Raw genomic sequence first — 16,687 nt, 5'->3', positions numbered from 1 at the left:
GCAGTGAAACGATGCATCGCCGATGGTAGTGTGGGGTTTCCCCATGTGAGAGTAGGTCATCGTCAAGATTAAATTCCGAAACCCCAATTGCGAAAGCAGTTGGGGTTTTGTTTTGGGCGCTCGAAAAGCACGCCAACTTCCAAAGCCTGCACAGCGCTCCATTGAAACCTTTTGTACAGATACCCGAATACCAGTCGAACCTTGCGTGTTATCAAGGTTCACAGGTGGTGCGCCGTGTATTTATCTCCACGGTTATGTACCTCACAGACACCCGCGTAGCGTCTGAGCTGTGAAACAAAATAATCGCCGGGAACAGGCCCTGCTGCCTGTCCGGATTCAACCGCCCCGGACTATCATGCTGATAGCCCTACCCTCACCGCAAGGAGCCGCTCGGAACGCCGATGCGCCAGATCTGGAAATCTTTTCGAGCCCTTTATTTCGCCTCTTTGATGATGCTGATCGGCTCCGGCCTACTTAGTACTTATCTGGCTTTGCGTCTGGCAGCAGACAATGTCGACAGCCTGTGGGTCGGTGCGCTGATGGCCGCCAACTATTTTGGCTTGGTGCTGGGCGGTAAGCTCGGACACCGACTCATCGCCCGGGTCGGGCATATTCGCGCCTACGCCACCTGCGCGGGCATCGTCGGTGCAGCGGTGCTGGGGCACGGTTTGATTGATTGGCTGCCAGCCTGGATCGTGCTGCGGATGATCGTGGGCCTGGGGATGATGTGCCAGTACATGGTCATCGAGAGTTGGCTCAACGAGCAGGCGGATGCCAAGCAGCGCGGTGTAGTGTTCAGCGGCTACATGATTGCGTCCTACCTTGGGTTGGTGCTGGGCCAGCTGATCCTGGTCATGCACCCCCATCTTGGGCTTGAGCTGTTGATGCTCGTGGCGTTGTGCTTTGCCCTGTGCCTGGTCCCGGTGGCAATGACTCGACGCATTCACCCGGCCCCACTGCACCCGGCCCCGATGGAGCCGCGCTTCTTTATCAAGCGCGTGCCGCAGTCGCTCAGCACCGTGTTGGGCGCTGGGTTGATCGTCGGTTCGTTCTACGGCTTGGCACCGCTGTACGCCTCTCAGCAGGGCCTGACGACCGAGCAAGTCGGCCTGTTCATGGGTAGCTGCATTTTTGCTGGATTGGTCGTGCAGTGGCCACTGGGCTGGTTGTCAGACCGCTATGACCGCGCGCTGCTGATTCGCTGCTTCGCCTTGTGCCTGGCGGTGACGGCCTTGCCGTTGGCAATCATGACGCAGGTTCCGCTGGAAGTGTTGTTCGTGGCGGGCTTCTTCTGTTCGCTGGTGCAGTTCTGCCTTTACCCTTTGGCAGTGGCCTTTTCCAACGACCATGTGGAAGGCGATCGTCGGGTATCGCTGACGGCCATGTTGCTGGTGACCTACGGGATCGGCGCCAGCGTGGGGCCGCTGTTGGCCGGTGTGGTAATGAAGCTATTCGGCAGCCAGATGCTCTATGCGTTTTTCAGCCTGTGTGCATTGATCCTGGTGTGGCGCATTCGCCCCAAGGCGGTGACCAACCTGCATCAGGTCGATGACGCGCCGCTGCATCACGTGGCGATGCCCGACAGCATGTCCAGTTCGCCTTTGGTGGCTGCCCTTGACCCGCGGGTGGATGAGCAGGTGGTACAGGATCAGATGCAAGTCACTGTGCCCGATCCAGAGGCTGCCCCTGAAACCGATGAGCCGACGAGCGAAGAGCCGCACGAGCCACCAGATCCGGACGAACATCCCCATGACTTAAGCAGGGCACGCCCCTGAACGAAAAAACGGGCAGATTCCATCAGGATCTGCCCGTTTTTTTATCTCAGCGTCTAACGCTTAGAGATCGTCGTCTTTATCGAAGCGCCGAGCTTCACGCTGTAATTGGTAGACAAAGCGTTCCACTTGTCGCTGCACCAAGCCACTCATGTTATGAAAGCGCACGCCGGCAAAGGTGGTGTTGATCTTGTCTTCGAAGTGCAGATAGCGCAGTTCCACAGAGGTGGTCATGCTGCCGAAGGGCAGGGCAGCGATAAAGCGATCATAGACCTGGCCTAACTGCAGACGCTCGGAGATGTCGCCTTCAAAGCGCAATTTGCAGCCGGTTGCCGAGATGTCCAACAGCTTACCGCTGACAGGCACCTTGAGCTTCTCGCCACCTAACTGAATATCCACCAATTGCGCGAGTTTCAGTGCGGCGCGGAAGGCATTGCGTCTTTGGTGGTAAACCACTTCGCCGGGCAGGCTGCCGCTGTAGATGCGGTGGCCGCCTTTCTCGCTGATGGTCAAGGTGCCGTTGCTTTCCCAGGCAACCCGCACGCCCTCATGGAAACCTTCGATACGGAAGGCTTCGCCATTCTCAAGATAGCGTTCACCGTCGCGGGGAATCATTTCGTCCAGTACCAGCGTCTTGCTGTCCCGGTCGATGTCCACCAGGTAGCTCTGGAAGCGCTGGCTACGTTCGTGGAAGGTGATGATCAGCGGGTCATGGCTTTCTTGCAGCATCCGCAACGTGCTGGCGATTTCCAGAGGCGTGGTGAGCACCTTGGGGGGCTGCGGTGCATCTTCCGCATTAAGGGCGTTGAACACGGTTCTTCCATCTCCAGACAAAATACGACTACACGCAAGAGCCGGCATTTTGCCAGTATGTAGCGCGCCTTGGATAGGTCGCGCTGTAAACCGGCGTCAGGCTTGGCTGCGGGTGCTTGGTTTGATCAGGCGTGAGGTGGAGCCTTGGGCGTTATACAGGGCCGGAGGCTCTCCGCCGTGCAGTATGCGCAACTGATTGGCGGTGGTGGCTTGCTGAAGCTGGATCGACTGGCCGTTGAGCAGGTTGGCTTCCTGGCACTGGGCGAGCAAATGATTGAGTTCTTTGCTTTGTGCCAGCAGTTGATCGCCGACTGAGGAGTGGCTGGCCAGTTGTGCCAGGCCATCATGATCGGCGGGCAGGCCCAGGCTGATCAGAATCTCGCTGCGTTTCTTGCCGTGCTGTTCGAGCAAGACAATCAGCGACTGTTTGCGCGCCAGGATTTCTTCCAGCAAGGGCATATCCCGGCCGTACAAGGCCAGTGATTCTTCCTTGAGCAGCTCGAGCAATTGTTGCGTCGGCGCCAGATCATCAATGATCAGTTGGAGCAAATGTTCGTCGTGGTGCATGGCTGGCCTTGGGTTTTAAGCGTCCAAAAGCCCTGCGCAGGCTTTTGCCTAGCGCTCGGCTTCGAAGTTGAGCAGCTTGCTGGCTACACGGTTGCTGTCGACTTTATAGCTGCCATCGGCGATAGCCTGTTTCAACTCGGCCACGCGGGCTTTATTGACGACGGGTTGATCGCGCAGCGAGTCAGTGACCTTCTGCAACTGTTGAGCCTCATTGCTCAGGTGTACCGATTCCCCACTCTGGCTGGCGGCGGCCTGTTCTGCTTTGGCAGGCAAGGGCTGCGGCTTGGCCTCTACGCTGTCCTTGGTACCGCCGGTGCGCGTATTGCCGGGCAAAGCCGGGGCGTTATTCAAACGACTGAAATCAATGACCATGTTGAAAAACCTCTGGGTATTTGGACGCTTGCCATGTTTTCGGCCATACCCGGGCAAACTTTAGGCTCGATTGACAATAAACCTGTTCGGCTCAATATCCAGCACACAGTGTAGGAAAAGCTGGCATTTGATTCCAGTCATCTATAGCGCCACCTCGACCTGGCCTGGTGCCGTGACCCGCGCCTTGATCACGCGATTGGAGTTGAGGTTCTTGACGCGGATCTGTTCGCTCATGCCGCCATTTGACAGCGCCTCGCCCGGCATCCTGACGTTCAGGCCGCCGCTGCTGGCGGAAATTACCACCTGGTCACCCTTGCGAATCACCTCGGCCTGTTCCAGATGAACCAGCGTGAGGACTTGGTCGGTGACCACTGGCCGCGTGAGTTTCTGCCCGACGGCCTGGTCCAGCGACGTCAGGTAGCCCTGGTTGATCAAGCTGATATCCCGCTCGCGCAACGCCACGTCGTCGTAGCCGATGATGCCCGTGCGCTTCAACGGTCGCGCCACTACCACCACATCGCGATACAGCTTGACCTGAGCCGGTACGAAAACCGTCCAGGGCGAGGCGCCCTCACAGCGTACCTTTACGGTCACACGGCCGATGGGCTGGGCGGGGCTTTCCAGAGTGGCTGTCAATTCCTTGTCGCACAGTGGCATGCGCAAGCGAGGGTCCAACTGGTTGACCTGAATTTCATAACGCCCCGGCGTCTGGGTAGTCGCCAGATAATCTTCTACAGTGAACTCAAGAAAGCCTTGGGTGACGCCGATAAGTAGATCAGGCAGGGTGACGTTGTCGGCACGGGCCGTGACGCCCAGGCCCGAGACAAGCAGTGCCATCGCGGCGCAGAGCAGTCTACGGTAGCGTGAGCGGCCAGGGTGTCGGGAAACTGTCGTTTTAATATCCATACTCAGTAAATAGCAAAGCTCGTGCCGTTTAGTGTTGGGTACGCGTCGTACCCCTAGGATTTAGGAGTCTGGGCATGGCAGGTGTAATGGATTCAGTAAACCAGCGCACACAGCTGGTAGGGCAGAATCGCCTGGAGTTGTTGCTTTTCCGCCTGGATGGCAAACAGTTGTATGGCATCAACGTGTTTAAAGTGCGTGAAGTGCTGCAATGTCCCAAGTTGACGATCATGCCCAAGTCCAGTCCGGTGGTGTGCGGCGTGGCCAACATCCGTGGTGCGACCATTCCGATTCTTGACCTGGCCATGGCCACGGGGGCCGCGGGTTTGCAAGACCGCCAGAACCCCTTCGTGATCATCACCGAATACAACACCAAGACCCAGGGTTTCCTGGTGCGCTCGGTGGAGCGCATCGTCAATATGAACTGGGAAGAGATCCATCCGCCGCCCAAGGGCACGGGGCGCGATCACTACCTGACGGCGGTGACGCGGGTCGATAACCAGTTGGTGGAAATCATCGACGTGGAGAAGATCCTCGCCGAAGTGGCCCCCACGTCGGAAACCATTTCCGTCGGGGTGGTGGATGCCGAAACGGCACACAAGGCGGTTTCGCTGCGTGTGTTGACCGTGGACGACTCTTCTGTGGCGCGCAAGCAGGTCACGCGTTGCCTGCAAACGGTCGGGGTTGAGGTGGTAGCCCTCAATGATGGCCGCCAGGCCTTGGATTACCTGCGCAAGCTGGCGGACGAAGGCAGGAAGCCTGAAGAAGAATTCTTGATGATGATCTCTGACATCGAGATGCCGGAAATGGATGGCTACACGCTCACGGCCGAAATACGTAACGATCCACGCATGCAAAAATTGCATATCATCCTGCATACTTCGTTGTCGGGGGTATTCAATCAGGCAATGGTCAAGAAGGTCGGTGCGGATGACTTTCTGGCCAAGTTCCGTCCTGATGACCTCGCATCCCGGGTAGTCGACCGGATCAAGGCAGCAGATCACGGCTAGGGGATTTCCCCCGGCGGTCACACGATTTAAGAGGCGGCATCATTGTCTACGGGTAATTTGGATTTCGAACAGTTCCGGGTCTTCCTGGAAAAAGCCTGTGGCATATTGCTCGGTGAAAACAAGCAGTACCTGGTATCCAGCCGTCTCAACAAGCTGATGGAACAGCAGGGCATCAAGTCCCTGGGTGAGTTGGTCCAGCGGATCCAGGGGCAGCCGCGCAGTGGGCTCAAGGAAATGGTGGTCGATGCCATGACTACCAACGAAACCTTGTGGTTTCGCGATACCTATCCCTTTGAAGTGCTCAAGAACAAAGTCTTGCCGGAAGCCATCAAGGCCAGCCCGGGCCAGCGCCTGCGCATCTGGTCGGCGGCCTGTTCCTCGGGGCAGGAACCGTACTCGATCTCGATGTCCATCGACGAGTTCGAGCGGACCAACATGGGCCAGTTGAAAGCCGGCGCGCAAATTGTGGCCACGGACTTGTCCGGCACTATGCTCACCAACTGCAAGACCGGTGAGTACGACAGCCTGGCGTTGGGCCGAGGCTTGTCCCAGGAGCGCCTTCAACGTTACTTCGATCCCAAAGGGGCGGGGCGTTGGGCGATCAAGGCGCCGATCAAGAATCGCGTCGAATTCCGCTCGTTCAACCTGCTCGACAGCTACGCCAGCCTGGGCAAGTTCGACATGGTGTTCTGCCGCAATGTGCTGATCTATTTCTCCGCTGAAGTGAAGAAAGACATCCTGCTGCGTATCCATGGCACGCTCAAGCGCGGAGGTTATCTGTTCCTCGGTGCCTCCGAGGCATTGAACGGCCTGCCGGATCACTTCCAGATGGTGCAGTGCAGCCCGGGAATCATCTATCAGGCCAAGTAGTCCGGGTACAGGCAATAAAACTGTGGGAGCCGGGCTTGCCCGCGATAGCGTTTTGTCAGTCGACGAATAGGTCGGCAGGCACTCCGCCATCGCAGGCAAGCCGGCTCCCACATTTGTTTTCTCGGCAAGCTGGCGTAAAGCGGCAACTGCCCATTGCCGCTTTACTGGCACTACGCGGAAATCGCTTGCCGCTTTTCTGGCATAGTCGCCGGCAACTCCCTTCGAAACCCTTGATATACGGGGCTTTCGCAAGTTTGGCATACACCTTGCTATAACCCTGCTAACGAACAGCAGGTCAGCCTAAAGGTTTCCGCCATGAGCATCAGCTTCGATAAAGCGCTCGGTATCCACGAACAAGCCCTGGGCTTCCGCGCCCAGCGTGCCGAAGTCCTGGCCAACAACATCGCCAACGCCGACACCCCGAACTACAAAGCTCGGGACCTGGACTTCTCCGCCGTGCTCGCCGCACAACAGGACAAGACCAAGAACGGCACCTTCGCCTTGAACATGACCAATAGCCGTCATATCGAAGCGCAAGGCCTGGGCAATGGTGACGAGTCGCTGCTGTATCGCACGCCGATGCAGCCGTCGATCGACCAGAACACCGTTGACGCCCAGTTGGAGCAATCGAACTACGCCGAAAACTCGGTGAACTTCCAGGCCAGCTTCACCCTGCTCAACAGCAAATTCAAAGGGCTGATGTCAGCCCTGCGCGGAGAGTAAGCCATGTCCCTGTCCAGTGTTTTCAATATTGCCGGCAGTGGCATGAGCGCGCAGACCACGCGTTTGAACACCGTCGCCAGTAACATCGCCAACGCCGAGACCGTCTCCTCGAGCATTGACCAGACCTATCGCGCCCGCCATCCGGTATTCGCCACCATGTTCCAGGGTGGCCAGGCAGGCGGCAGCGAGTCGCTGTTCCAGAATCAGGACGCAGCCGGCTCCGGCGTGCAGGTGTTGGGCGTGGTCGAAGACCAGAGCAACCTGGAGGCCCGTTACGAGCCCAACCATCCTGCCGCGAACGAAAAGGGTTACGTCTACTACCCCAACGTCAACGTGGTCGAGGAAATGGCTGACATGATTTCCGCCAGCCGTTCGTTCCAGACCAACGCGGAAATGATGAACACCGCCAAAACCATGATGCAGAAGGTCCTGACCCTGGGTCAGTGATAAGGGGCGCCAAATAATGGCCATCGTTGATACGTCAAACAACACGGCTGTCCAGGACCTGTTCAACTCCAAGGTCAAGGACGCGTCGAACAATGTCTCGAATGTTTCCAAAGCGGCCACGGGTAACCAGGCGCTGGGCAAGGACGCATTCCTGCAGTTGCTGGTGACCCAGCTGAAAAACCAGAACCCGCTGTCGCCCCAGGACAACGGCGCGTTCGTGGCCCAGCTTGCCCAGTTCAGCAGCCTGGAAGGCATCAACACCCTGAACGACTCGGTGAACAACATCTCCAGCAACTTCAGCTCTTCTCAAGCGCTGCAGGCTTCGTCGCTGGTGGGGCGGTCGATCATTATCCAGACCGACAAAGCCATGGTGGATACCAGCAAGAGCATGAACGGTTCAGTGGCGGTGCCATCGGCTGTTGGCAACGTGTCCGTCAAGATCACCGACAAGGACGGCAACGTCGTACGCACCGTGGATATGGGCGCGCAGAGTGCCGGCAGCCAGAGCTTTATCTGGGACGGCAAGAACGACAAGGGTGAGGTCGCCCCAGCCGGCACCTACACCTTCAATGCTTCCACCAAGAACGACAAAGGTGACGCGGTGGCCCTGACCACCTCGCTACCAGCCACGGTCACCAGCGTGACCCTGAGCAAGACCGGCGGCGAAATGCTGCTCAACCTTGCAGGCGGCATGGGCAGCGTCAAGCTGTCGCAAATTCAGACTATCGGTACATAGAGCCGGCTAAATACGGCAGAGGAGAGAAACATGTCTTTTAACATCGGCCTTAGCGGCCTCTATGCGGCCAACAAACAACTGGACGTGACCGGCAACAACATCGCCAACGTCGCGACCACTGGCTTCAAGTCATCCCGTGCGGAATTCGCGGATATCTATGCGGCCTCCAAGCTGGGCACCGGCCAGAACAGCATCGGCAACGGTGTGAACCTGGCGGCGGTGTCCCAGCAGTTCACCCAGGGCGACGTCAACGGGAGTGGCGGCATCCTCGACATGGCGATCCAGGGTGGTGGCTTCTTCGTGCAGAAGGGCAGCGACGGTTCGCTGGAATACACCCGTAGCGGTGCTTTCCGTGCGGACAAAGACGGCTATATCACCAACAATACCGGCACCTCGCGCCTGCAAGGCTATGCCGCGGACGAGAATGGCAAAATCACCAAAGGCGGCCTGGTTGACCTGCAGCTGAACCTGGCGAACCTGCCGCCGAAGGCGTCTACCAAGGTGGACTCTTCCAGCAACCTGAACTCCTCGTCGCCGGTGATCGATCAGTCCAAGAACCCGTTTGATCCAACCAAGTCCGAAAGCTTCACCACGCAATACAGCACCACCTTGTACGACTCCCAGGGTAATGCGCACCCAATGGTGCAGTACCTGGTCAAAACCGATGCCAACCAGTGGCAGGCCTACACCTTGATCGATGGCCGCAATCCTGATGGTTCGGCTCCTACCGGTACCGGTGCTGACGTGAAGGCGCCTGTGCCGTCGACGTTGAGCTTCGATGGTGCTGGCAACCTCAAGAGCATCGTGACCGGCGGTGTTGCCGGTAACACCTTGACCATCAAGGATTGGGTACCTGGCACGGTGACCGATGGCGTATGGAAAGCTAACGATGCGACGGCTAACAAGGACGGCATCGCCATCAACATGGGCACTGTCACCCAGTACAACTCGGCCAGCTACCGTAACCCGCCGGTCACAGATGGTTACGCCACCGGCCAGATCACCGGCCTGAAGATCGATGGCAGCGGCGTGCTCTTCGCCACCTTCAGTAACCAGCAGAGCAAGGCCATCGGCCAGATTTCCCTGGCCAGCTTCAACAACGAGCAGGGCCTGCAGCCCGCCGGTGGTACGACCTGGAAAGAGACCTTCGCGTCGGGCCAGCCGGGCTACGACGCACCGGAATCTGGCACTCTGGGGTCGATCAAGGCCTCCTCCCTGGAGAACTCCAACGTCAACCTGACCAACGAGTTGGTGGACCTGATCAAGGCCCAGAGCAACTACCAGGCGAACGCCAAGACCATCTCCACCCAAAGCACCATCATGCAGACCATCATTCAGATGACCTGATAGGTTAGCGCTTTACAATGTGGGAGGGGGCTTGCCCCCGATAGCGGTGTATCAGCCAAGTATCCATTGACTGACACCCTATCGGGAGCAAGCCCCCTCCCACATTTGCATCTGCTTCACGCTGTCCATCCAGGTATTGACCGAACAGCAATACAGCAACAAGGGCTTTATGCCCGCCCAAGAAAAAGCCCCCGATACACCCTAGGTGTATCGGGGGCTTTTCTGCCTCGGGTGGTTAAACCCAGGGCAGGTTCAGCTTATTGGCAAGCTTCGCAATCCGGCTCGTCAATCGCGCAGGCCTTTGGCACAGGTGCCGGGCCGGCTGGCGCTGCGAGTACCGAGTCATCACCGTGGTTGCCGCTGGACACTGCGTTCAGCTTGCCGGTGTTGATGGTCGACTTCTCGGTGCTGGTGGCGGCCAGGGCACGGAGGTAGTAAGTGGTTTTCAGGCCACGGTACCACGCCATGCGGTAGGTCACGTCCAGCTTCTTGCCCGAAGCGCCGGCAATGTACAGGTTCAGGGACTGGGCCTGGTCGATCCACTTCTGACGACGGCTGGCGGCGTCAACGATCCACTTGGTGTCCACTTCAAAGGCGGTCGCGTAGAGCTCTTTGAGTTCTTGCGGGATGCGCTCGATCTGCTGCACGGAACCGTCGTAGTACTTCAGGTCGTTGATCATGACCGAGTCCCACAGGCCACGAGCTTTCAGGTCGCGAACCAGGTACGGGTTGATCACTGTGAATTCGCCCGACAGGTTCGATTTCACATACAGGTTCTGGTAGGTCGGTTCGATCGACTGCGACACGCCAGTGATGTTGGCGATGGTGGCGGTCGGTGCGATGGCCATGATGTTGGAGTTACGAATACCTTTCTGCACACGGGCACGTACCGGTGCCCAGTCCAGGGTTTCGTTCAGGTCGACGTCGATGTACTTCTGGCCACGGGCTTCGATCAGGATCTGTTGCGAATCCAGCGGCAGGATGCCCTTGGACCACAGCGAACCCTGGAACGTCTCGTAGGCGCCGCGCTCGTCGGCCAGGTCGCAGGAAGCCTGGATCGCGTAGTAGCTGACCGCTTCCATGGACTTGTCGGCAAACTCGACCGCTGCATCGGAACCGTAAGGGATGTGCTGCAGGTACAACGCGTCCTGGAAGCCCATGATCCCCAGGCCAACCGGACGGTGCTTGAAGTTGGAGTTCTGCGCCTGTGGCACCGAGTAGTAGTTGATGTCGATGACGTTATCGAGCATGCGTACGGCGGTGTTGACGGTGCGCTCCAGCTTGGCGGTGTCCAGCTTGCCGTTGACGATGTGGTTCGGCAGGTTGATCGAGCCCAGGTTGCAAACGGCGATCTCGTCCTTGTTGGTGTTCAAGGTGATCTCGGTGCACAGGTTCGAGCTGTGGACCACGCCCACGTGCTGCTGCGGGCTGCGCAGGTTGCATGGGTCCTTGAAGGTCAGCCATGGGTGGCCGGTTTCGAACAGCATGGACAGCATTTTGCGCCACAGGTCTTTGGCCTGGATGGTCTTGAACAGCTTGACCTTGCCCGGGTACTCGGTGAGGGCTTCGTAGTACTCGTAGCGCTCTTCGAAGGCCTTGCCGGTCAGGTCGTGCAGGTCCGGCACTTCGGATGGCGAGAACAGGGTCCACTTACCGTCATCGAAGACGCGCTTCATGAACAGGTCAGGGATCCAGTTGGCGGTGTTCATGTCGTGGGTACGACGACGGTCATCACCGGTGTTCTTGCGCAGCTCGATGAACTCTTCAATGTCCATGTGCCAGGTTTCCAGGTAGGCACATACAGCGCCTTTGCGCTTGCCACCCTGATTCACGGCAACGGCGGTGTCGTTCACCACTTTCAGGAACGGTACGACGCCCTGGGACTTGCCGTTGGTGCCCTTGATGTAAGAACCCAGTGCACGCACCGGTGTCCAGTCGTTGCCCAGGCCGCCGGCGAATTTGGACAGCATGGCGTTGTCGTGGATCGCGTGGTAGATGCCCGACAGGTCATCCGGCACGGTGGTCAGGTAGCAGCTCGACAGCTGTGGACGCAGGGTGCCGGCGTTGAACAGGGTCGGGGTCGACGACATGTAGTCGAAGGACGACAGCAGGTTGTAGAACTCGATCGCACGGTCTTCTTTGTTCTTCTCTTCGATCGCCAGGCCCATGGCCACGCGCATGAAGAACACTTGCGGCAGTTCGAAGCGGATGCCGTCCTTGTGGATGAAGTAACGGTCGTACAGGGTTTGCAGGCCCAGGTAGGTGAACTGCTGGTCACGCTCGTGGTTGATCGCCTTGCCGAGTTTTTCCAGGTCGAAGGTGGCCAGGACCGGGTTCAGCAATTCGAATTCGATACCTTTGGCGATGTAGGCCGGCAGGGCCTTGGCGTACAGGTCGGCCATCTCGTGGTGAGTGGCGCTGTCGGCGACTTTCAGGAAGCCCAGGCCTTCGGCACGCAGGGTGTCCATCAGCAGGCGGGCGGTCACGAACGAGTAGTTCGGCTCACGCTCGACCAGGGTGCGGGCGGTCATCACCAGGGCGGTGTTGACGTCGGTCAGGGCCACGCCGTCGTACAGGTTCTTCAGGGTTTCGCGCTGGATCAGGTCACCGTCGACTTCTTCCAGGCCTTCGCAGGCCTCGGTGATGATGGTGTTCAGGCGGCCCAGATCCAGCGGTGCGAAGCTGCCGTCGGCCAGGGTGATGCGGATCGACGGGTGCGCTTGCACGGCGGCTTCTTCGGCCGGGGAACGTACGGCACGTTCCTTGGCGCGCGAATCACGGTAGATCACGTAGTCGCGGGCCACTTTCTGCTCGCCGGCACGCATCAGGGCCAGTTCGACCTGGTCCTGGATTTCTTCGATGTGGATAGTGCCGCCCGATGGCATGCGACGCTTGAAGGTCGCGGTGACCTGTTCGGTCAGGCGTGCAACGGTGTCGTGGATGCGCGACGAAGCGGCAGCGGTGCCGCCTTCAACTGCAAGAAACGCTTTGGTGATGGCGACGGTGATTTTGTCATCGGTATAAGGAACGACAGTGCCGTTACGCTTGATCACGCGCAGTTGGCCAGGTGCAGTGGCGGACAGATCCAGGTTCGAATCGGCGGCCTGCGGCACGGAGCCCTGCGGGTTCTCGCGAGTTGTGTCGGTTTGCATGAGGGGGTGTCTCCACATTCTATATTTATTTGGGCACCATCACGGTGCCCACCGTTCCGTCCTGAAGCACTTACAGCAGGCCTGGGCCTGGCATAACAACTTCGGGACAGGAGGAAGGGAGCTCATCGCGCCGCTTCCATGCCGAAGTCTTTGGTTCGGGGCCGGGGAGCCCTTCGCCGTATTCCTGGTGGGTGACAGTGGCCCCATTCAAGCCCTGCAACACCCGTACCGTTTTCTGCCAATCGGGCTGGAAAACGGTTGCCATCCGCGTGCGCGGTTTGGGCTTTCAAAAAATGCTTTGGTTCAACCAAACGCGAGCAAGAAAGCGCTTGAGTTTCTTGTCTGATATGTGTTTGGTCTTTTCGCTGAAAACCCTACATGTAGGGTTTTTTTAGCGCCGAGGTACAAGATAATGCGTTTTTGGGGGCTTAGCAACGCACTACCTGTGGATAACGCTGTGGGTAAAATGTGTATGAATCATGGAACACCCGTGTAGGCCGCATTACTACTGGATTACACCGTTTGTCACCGAATATTCCCGGGTAGAAACTGCCGGCGGGAATTTTGAGGGCGCGAACCCTACCACAAAAAATCGCCATGACCGAATGGATTTCCCGGCTTGTGTTCAAGGGCCGGTGCATGGCTACAATCGGCCTTGATCAGGGCAATAGCATGCTTGCTCCACATGACAACTGTAGGAGCGAGCTTGCTCGCGAAAATCGTCAACGATAATGCAGCAAACCTGGATAAATGCGGTGCCCTTGCGTCCTTCGCGAGCAAGCTCGCTCCTACAATAGAGAACCGAGGTAGCGCATGGAGCAAGAAACCTGGCAGATACTGATCGTCGAGGACGACGAGCGACTCGCCGAGTTGACCCGTGAGTACCTGGAAAGCAATGGCCTGCGTGTGTCGGTGGAAGGCGATGGTGCCAAGGCCGCGGCGCGCATCATCGCCGAGCAGCCGGACCTGGTGATCCTCGACCTGATGCTGCCCGGCGAAGACGGCCTGAGCATCTGCCGTAAAGTGCGCGAGCGCTATGACGGCGTGATCCTGATGCTAACCGCGCGTACCGACGACATGGACCAGGTGCTGGGCCTCGACATGGGCGCCGACGACTACGTGTGCAAACCCGTGCGTCCGCGTTTGTTGCTGGCGCGTATCCAGGCGCTGCTACGTCGCAGCGAGCCGGTGTTGCCGCCCGTAATGGAAAATCAACGCCGCCTGCAGTTTGGCCCACTGGTGGTGGACAATGCCTTGCGCGAAGCCTGGTTGCATGAGGGCAGCATCGAACTGACCAGCGCTGAATTCGACTTGCTGTGGCTGCTGGTCGCGAACGCCGGGCGCATCCTGTCCCGCGAAGAAATCTTCATAGCGCTGCGCGGTATCGGTTATGACGGCCAGGATCGCTCCATTGACGTGCGTATCTCGCGCATTCGGCCAAAGATCGGCGACGATCCGCTCCACCCACGCCTGATCAAGACCATCCGCAGCAAAGGCTACCTGTTCGTCCCCGAAGCCGCTGCCGATATGCCGCTGTGAACTCGATCTTCCTGCGCATCTACGGCGGCATGTGCGCGGCGCTGATCCTGGTGGCGCTGCTCGGCGCCCTGGCACTGCACCTGCTTAATGACGTGCGCAGCGGCCAGTACCGTGAGCGCCTGGCCCACGGCACCTTTGCGTTGATGGGCGATAACCTGCAACCCATGAGCACCATTGAACGGCAGCGCGCCTTGGCGGTGTGGGAGCGCTTGCTGGGCATCCCGCTGGAGCTGCGCACGTACACCGATGCGCAATTGGACTTGGGCCAGCGCAACCGCCTGCAACGCGGCCAGGTCCTGGTTGAGCAGACCGGGCCTCATGCGGCGCGGGTGCTGCGGTTGGTCAGCGAGCAAGAGCAATTGGTGCTCACCGGCGAAGTGCAGCAGATCAGCGAGCAATTGGCCCGTGCGACTATTTACCTGCTGGCCGACGAACTGGTGCGTTTCCCGGTGGCCGAACAGCCCCAGCGCCTGGCCGACATCAAACACGCCAAGGGTTTTGGTTTTGAAATGCACCTGATGGCCCTTGACCAGGCCGACATGGACGACGACCAGCGGCGTCGCGTGGCGGAGGGCGATACGGTGATGGCGCTGGGCAAGGGCGGCGATTCGATTCGCGTGTTTGCCGGCATGGTCGGCACCCCGTGGGTACTGGAGATCGGCCCGCTGTACCAGATGAATCCGTACCCGGCGCAATGGCTGATCCTGATCACCTTGATCGGCCTGACTTTGATCGGCTTGATCGTCTATTTGCTGGTGCGTCAACTTGAGCGCCGGCTCAAAGGTCTTGAGGCGGCGGCTACGCGTATCGCCAAGGGCAACCTGGAAGTGCGCGTACCCGCTCGCGGTGCAGACTCGGTAGGGCGGCTGGCGGCAGCTTTCAATGGTATGGCCGAGCACCTGCAGCAATTGCTGGCGATTCAGCGTGAGCTGGTGCGGGCGGTCTCCCACGAATTGCGCACACCCGTCGCGCGCCTGCGTTTTGGCCTGGAGATGATCGGTGACGCCGCCACGCCCGAGGCGCGACGCAAATACCTGGAAGGCATGGATGGCGATATCCAGGACCTCGATGGCCTGGTGGACGAGATGCTCACTTATGCGCGCTTGGAACAGGGGGCGCCGGAGCTGAATTTCCAGCGCGTAGACCTTGATGCATTGCTCGATCAGGTGATTGGCGAATTATCGCCATTGCGCCCGCAGGTCACCGTCACCCGGGGTATTTGCCTGTCCTCGGCACATTGGGATGACGCTTGGGTCGACGCTGAACCGCGCTACTTGCACCGTGCCCTGCAAAATCTGGTGAGTAACGCCATGCGCCACGCCAGAGGCCAGGTGTTGATCAGTTATCAGGTGGGGCAGGTGCGCTGTCGCATTGATGTGGAAGACGACGGTCCTGGTGTGCCGGAAAGCGCCTGGGAGCGTATCTTCACGCCGTTTCTGCGCTTGGATGACAGCCGTACCCGCGCTTCTGGCGGGCATGGCCTGGGCTTGTCGATCGTGCGGCGGATTATCTATTGGCACGGCGGGCGGGCGCTGATCAGCAAGAGCAATAACCTGGGTGGGGCGTGTTTCAGCCTGAGCTGGCCCAGGGATCAGAATAAACCCTGAAACCGCTATCGCAGGCAAGCCAGCTCCCACAGGTGAATGCGTTCCCAATGTGGGAGCCGGGCTTGCCCGCGATGGCGGTCTACCAGGCGCTGATAGCCACCAGGCTCAACAACTGCTCCCCTTGCACCACAAACTGCCCTTCCAGCTCTTTGCCATGCTTCCATTCTTGCGAAAGATCGGTCAGCAACCGCAACCGCACCCCCCCAGCCGCTGACCACTCCAACACCTCGGCATGCTCGAAATAAAAGCGCTTGTGCACGATCGGATAGAGCGCCTTGAACAGGCTTTCCTTGACCGAAAACGTCAGCGTCACCAGCAAGGCGTGTTGCTCACGGGGTAGGGTGGCCATGCGCTGCAACTCATCGGCCGTCAGGATTTCCCCGGCCAGGCGTTCGGCCCGTTCCAGTGACAGCAGGTGCTCCAGGTCCATGCCCAGCCCGCGCCATTGCGCCTTGTGCCCGACAATCGCCGCAGCGTGCCCGGTGCTGTGGGTGATGGAACCACTGATATGCCCTGGCCAGACCGGGGCGCGGTCTTCGCCGATGGCCGGGATGCAGCGCAGATGATCGAGTCGTTGCAGCGCTTCGCGCGCGCACAGGCGGCCGGCGAGAAATTCCGCCTGGCGCTTGGCGACCGAGCGCTGGATGCTCGCAGGCGGTGGCACATCGCAGCGCTGGAAATCACCGGGGCTCAATAAAGCCGGGTCGAATCGCGTGCTCAAAAACACCGTGCCCGGCAAAGAAACCGGCAACGGCCAATGATCATCGAGTGGGGTGCAGCAAGCGGGTAGGGGCGTCATGCGCGGTATTTTGCCGAGTTGGCGCGCCAG

16 protein-coding genes and 1 pseudogene are annotated in these 16,687 nt (G+C 59.1%); 10 read left to right on the top strand and 7 right to left on the bottom strand.

The annotated features are described in order from the left end of the window. Positions 1-222, bottom strand: a 222-nt coding sequence (locus GIV35_RS18790; RefSeq protein ID WP_213153534.1) for a hypothetical protein, incomplete at its 3' end; no start/stop codon positions are given. Positions 223-401: 179 nt separating this feature from the next. Here GIV35_RS18790 and GIV35_RS18785 point away from each other — a divergent pair. After that, positions 402-1,775, top strand: a complete 1,374-nt coding sequence (locus GIV35_RS18785) for an MFS transporter (protein WP_213153533.1) — start codon at positions 402-404, stop codon at positions 1,773-1,775. A 60-nt stretch (positions 1,776-1,835) separates the two neighbouring features. On the opposite strand, the gene GIV35_RS18780 is transcribed toward GIV35_RS18785, so the two are convergent. The 4 genes from GIV35_RS18780 to flgA form a co-directional block, all read right to left on the bottom strand. Further along, positions 1,836-2,585, bottom strand: coding sequence for a flagellar brake protein (locus tag GIV35_RS18780; protein ID WP_054922165.1), 750 nt, complete (start codon positions 2,583-2,585; stop codon positions 1,836-1,838). Between the two features lie 96 nt (positions 2,586-2,681). Beyond that, a complete protein-coding gene (locus GIV35_RS18775) occupies positions 2,682-3,152 on the bottom strand; it encodes a flagella synthesis protein FlgN (protein WP_034128459.1) in 471 nt (156 codons plus the stop codon). 48 nt (positions 3,153-3,200) lie between these two features. Continuing rightward, complete coding sequence (gene flgM / locus GIV35_RS18770) at positions 3,201-3,524, bottom strand: flagellar biosynthesis anti-sigma factor FlgM (protein ID WP_034128458.1); 324 nt, start codon at positions 3,522-3,524, stop codon at positions 3,201-3,203. 141 nt (positions 3,525-3,665) lie between these two features. Next, the gene (gene flgA / locus GIV35_RS18765; protein WP_105227972.1) at positions 3,666-4,430 is read right to left on the bottom strand and encodes a flagellar basal body P-ring formation chaperone FlgA; all 765 of its coding nucleotides are present in this window, start codon (positions 4,428-4,430) and stop codon (positions 3,666-3,668) included. 74 nt (positions 4,431-4,504) lie between these two features. Between flgA and GIV35_RS18760 the strand changes: the two genes are divergently transcribed. The 6 genes from GIV35_RS18760 (at position 4,505) to flgE (ending at position 9,560) form a co-directional block, all read left to right on the top strand. Then, on the top strand, positions 4,505-5,437 hold the full coding sequence (locus GIV35_RS18760; protein ID WP_105227970.1) for a chemotaxis protein CheV: 933 nt from the start codon (positions 4,505-4,507) through the stop codon (positions 5,435-5,437). A 42-nt stretch (positions 5,438-5,479) separates the two neighbouring features. Continuing rightward, positions 5,480-6,307 (top strand): protein-glutamate O-methyltransferase CheR, encoded by an 828-nt coding sequence (gene cheR, locus GIV35_RS18755; RefSeq protein WP_014719581.1) that lies wholly within the window; start codon positions 5,480-5,482, stop codon positions 6,305-6,307. A gap of 315 nt (positions 6,308-6,622) precedes the next feature. Beyond that, positions 6,623-7,030, top strand: coding sequence for a flagellar basal body rod protein FlgB (gene flgB / locus GIV35_RS18750; protein ID WP_034120825.1), 408 nt, complete (start codon positions 6,623-6,625; stop codon positions 7,028-7,030). Between the two features lie 3 nt (positions 7,031-7,033). Then, the gene (flgC, locus tag GIV35_RS18745; protein ID WP_032895649.1) at positions 7,034-7,477 is read left to right on the top strand and encodes a flagellar basal body rod protein FlgC; all 444 of its coding nucleotides are present in this window, start codon (positions 7,034-7,036) and stop codon (positions 7,475-7,477) included. A gap of 16 nt (positions 7,478-7,493) precedes the next feature. Next, positions 7,494-8,213: a flagellar hook assembly protein FlgD gene (gene flgD, locus GIV35_RS18740; RefSeq protein WP_034128455.1), complete on the top strand. Its 720-nt coding sequence runs from the start codon at positions 7,494-7,496 to the stop codon at positions 8,211-8,213. A 30-nt stretch (positions 8,214-8,243) separates the two neighbouring features. Then, positions 8,244-9,560, top strand: coding sequence for a flagellar hook protein FlgE (gene flgE, locus GIV35_RS18735; RefSeq protein WP_054922158.1), 1,317 nt, complete (start codon positions 8,244-8,246; stop codon positions 9,558-9,560). A gap of 257 nt (positions 9,561-9,817) precedes the next feature. On the opposite strand, the gene GIV35_RS18730 is transcribed toward flgE, so the two are convergent. Further along, positions 9,818-12,712: a ribonucleoside-diphosphate reductase subunit alpha gene (locus GIV35_RS18730; protein ID WP_032895655.1), complete on the bottom strand. Its 2,895-nt coding sequence runs from the start codon at positions 12,710-12,712 to the stop codon at positions 9,818-9,820. Between the two features lie 685 nt (positions 12,713-13,397). Between GIV35_RS18730 and GIV35_RS27535 the strand changes: the two are divergent. The 3 genes and pseudogenes from GIV35_RS27535 to GIV35_RS18720 form a co-directional block, all read left to right on the top strand. Beyond that, positions 13,398-13,508, top strand: a pseudogene (locus GIV35_RS27535) (outer membrane lipoprotein carrier protein LolA); the annotation flags it as partial. Between the two features lie 17 nt (positions 13,509-13,525). Further along, positions 13,526-14,251: a response regulator gene (locus tag GIV35_RS18725; protein ID WP_213153530.1), complete on the top strand. Its 726-nt coding sequence runs from the start codon at positions 13,526-13,528 to the stop codon at positions 14,249-14,251. After that, the gene (locus tag GIV35_RS18720; RefSeq protein ID WP_105227958.1) at positions 14,248-15,858 is read left to right on the top strand and encodes an ATP-binding protein; all 1,611 of its coding nucleotides are present in this window, start codon (positions 14,248-14,250) and stop codon (positions 15,856-15,858) included. The genes GIV35_RS18725 and GIV35_RS18720 overlap by 4 nt, the downstream gene beginning before the upstream one ends. Positions 15,859-15,937: 79 nt before the next feature. On the opposite strand, the gene GIV35_RS18715 is transcribed toward GIV35_RS18720, so the two are convergent. Beyond that, positions 15,938-16,657, bottom strand: coding sequence for a 4'-phosphopantetheinyl transferase family protein (locus GIV35_RS18715; RefSeq protein ID WP_105227956.1), 720 nt, complete (start codon positions 16,655-16,657; stop codon positions 15,938-15,940). Positions 16,658-16,687 lie beyond the last annotated feature (30 nt).

It is taken from the genome of Pseudomonas sp. PA-1-6B, assembly GCF_021609545.1.
Lineage (GTDB): Bacteria > Pseudomonadota > Gammaproteobacteria > Pseudomonadales > Pseudomonadaceae > Aquipseudomonas > Aquipseudomonas fluorescens_BV.
This window is presented reverse-complemented; position numbering and strand designations above follow the sequence as displayed.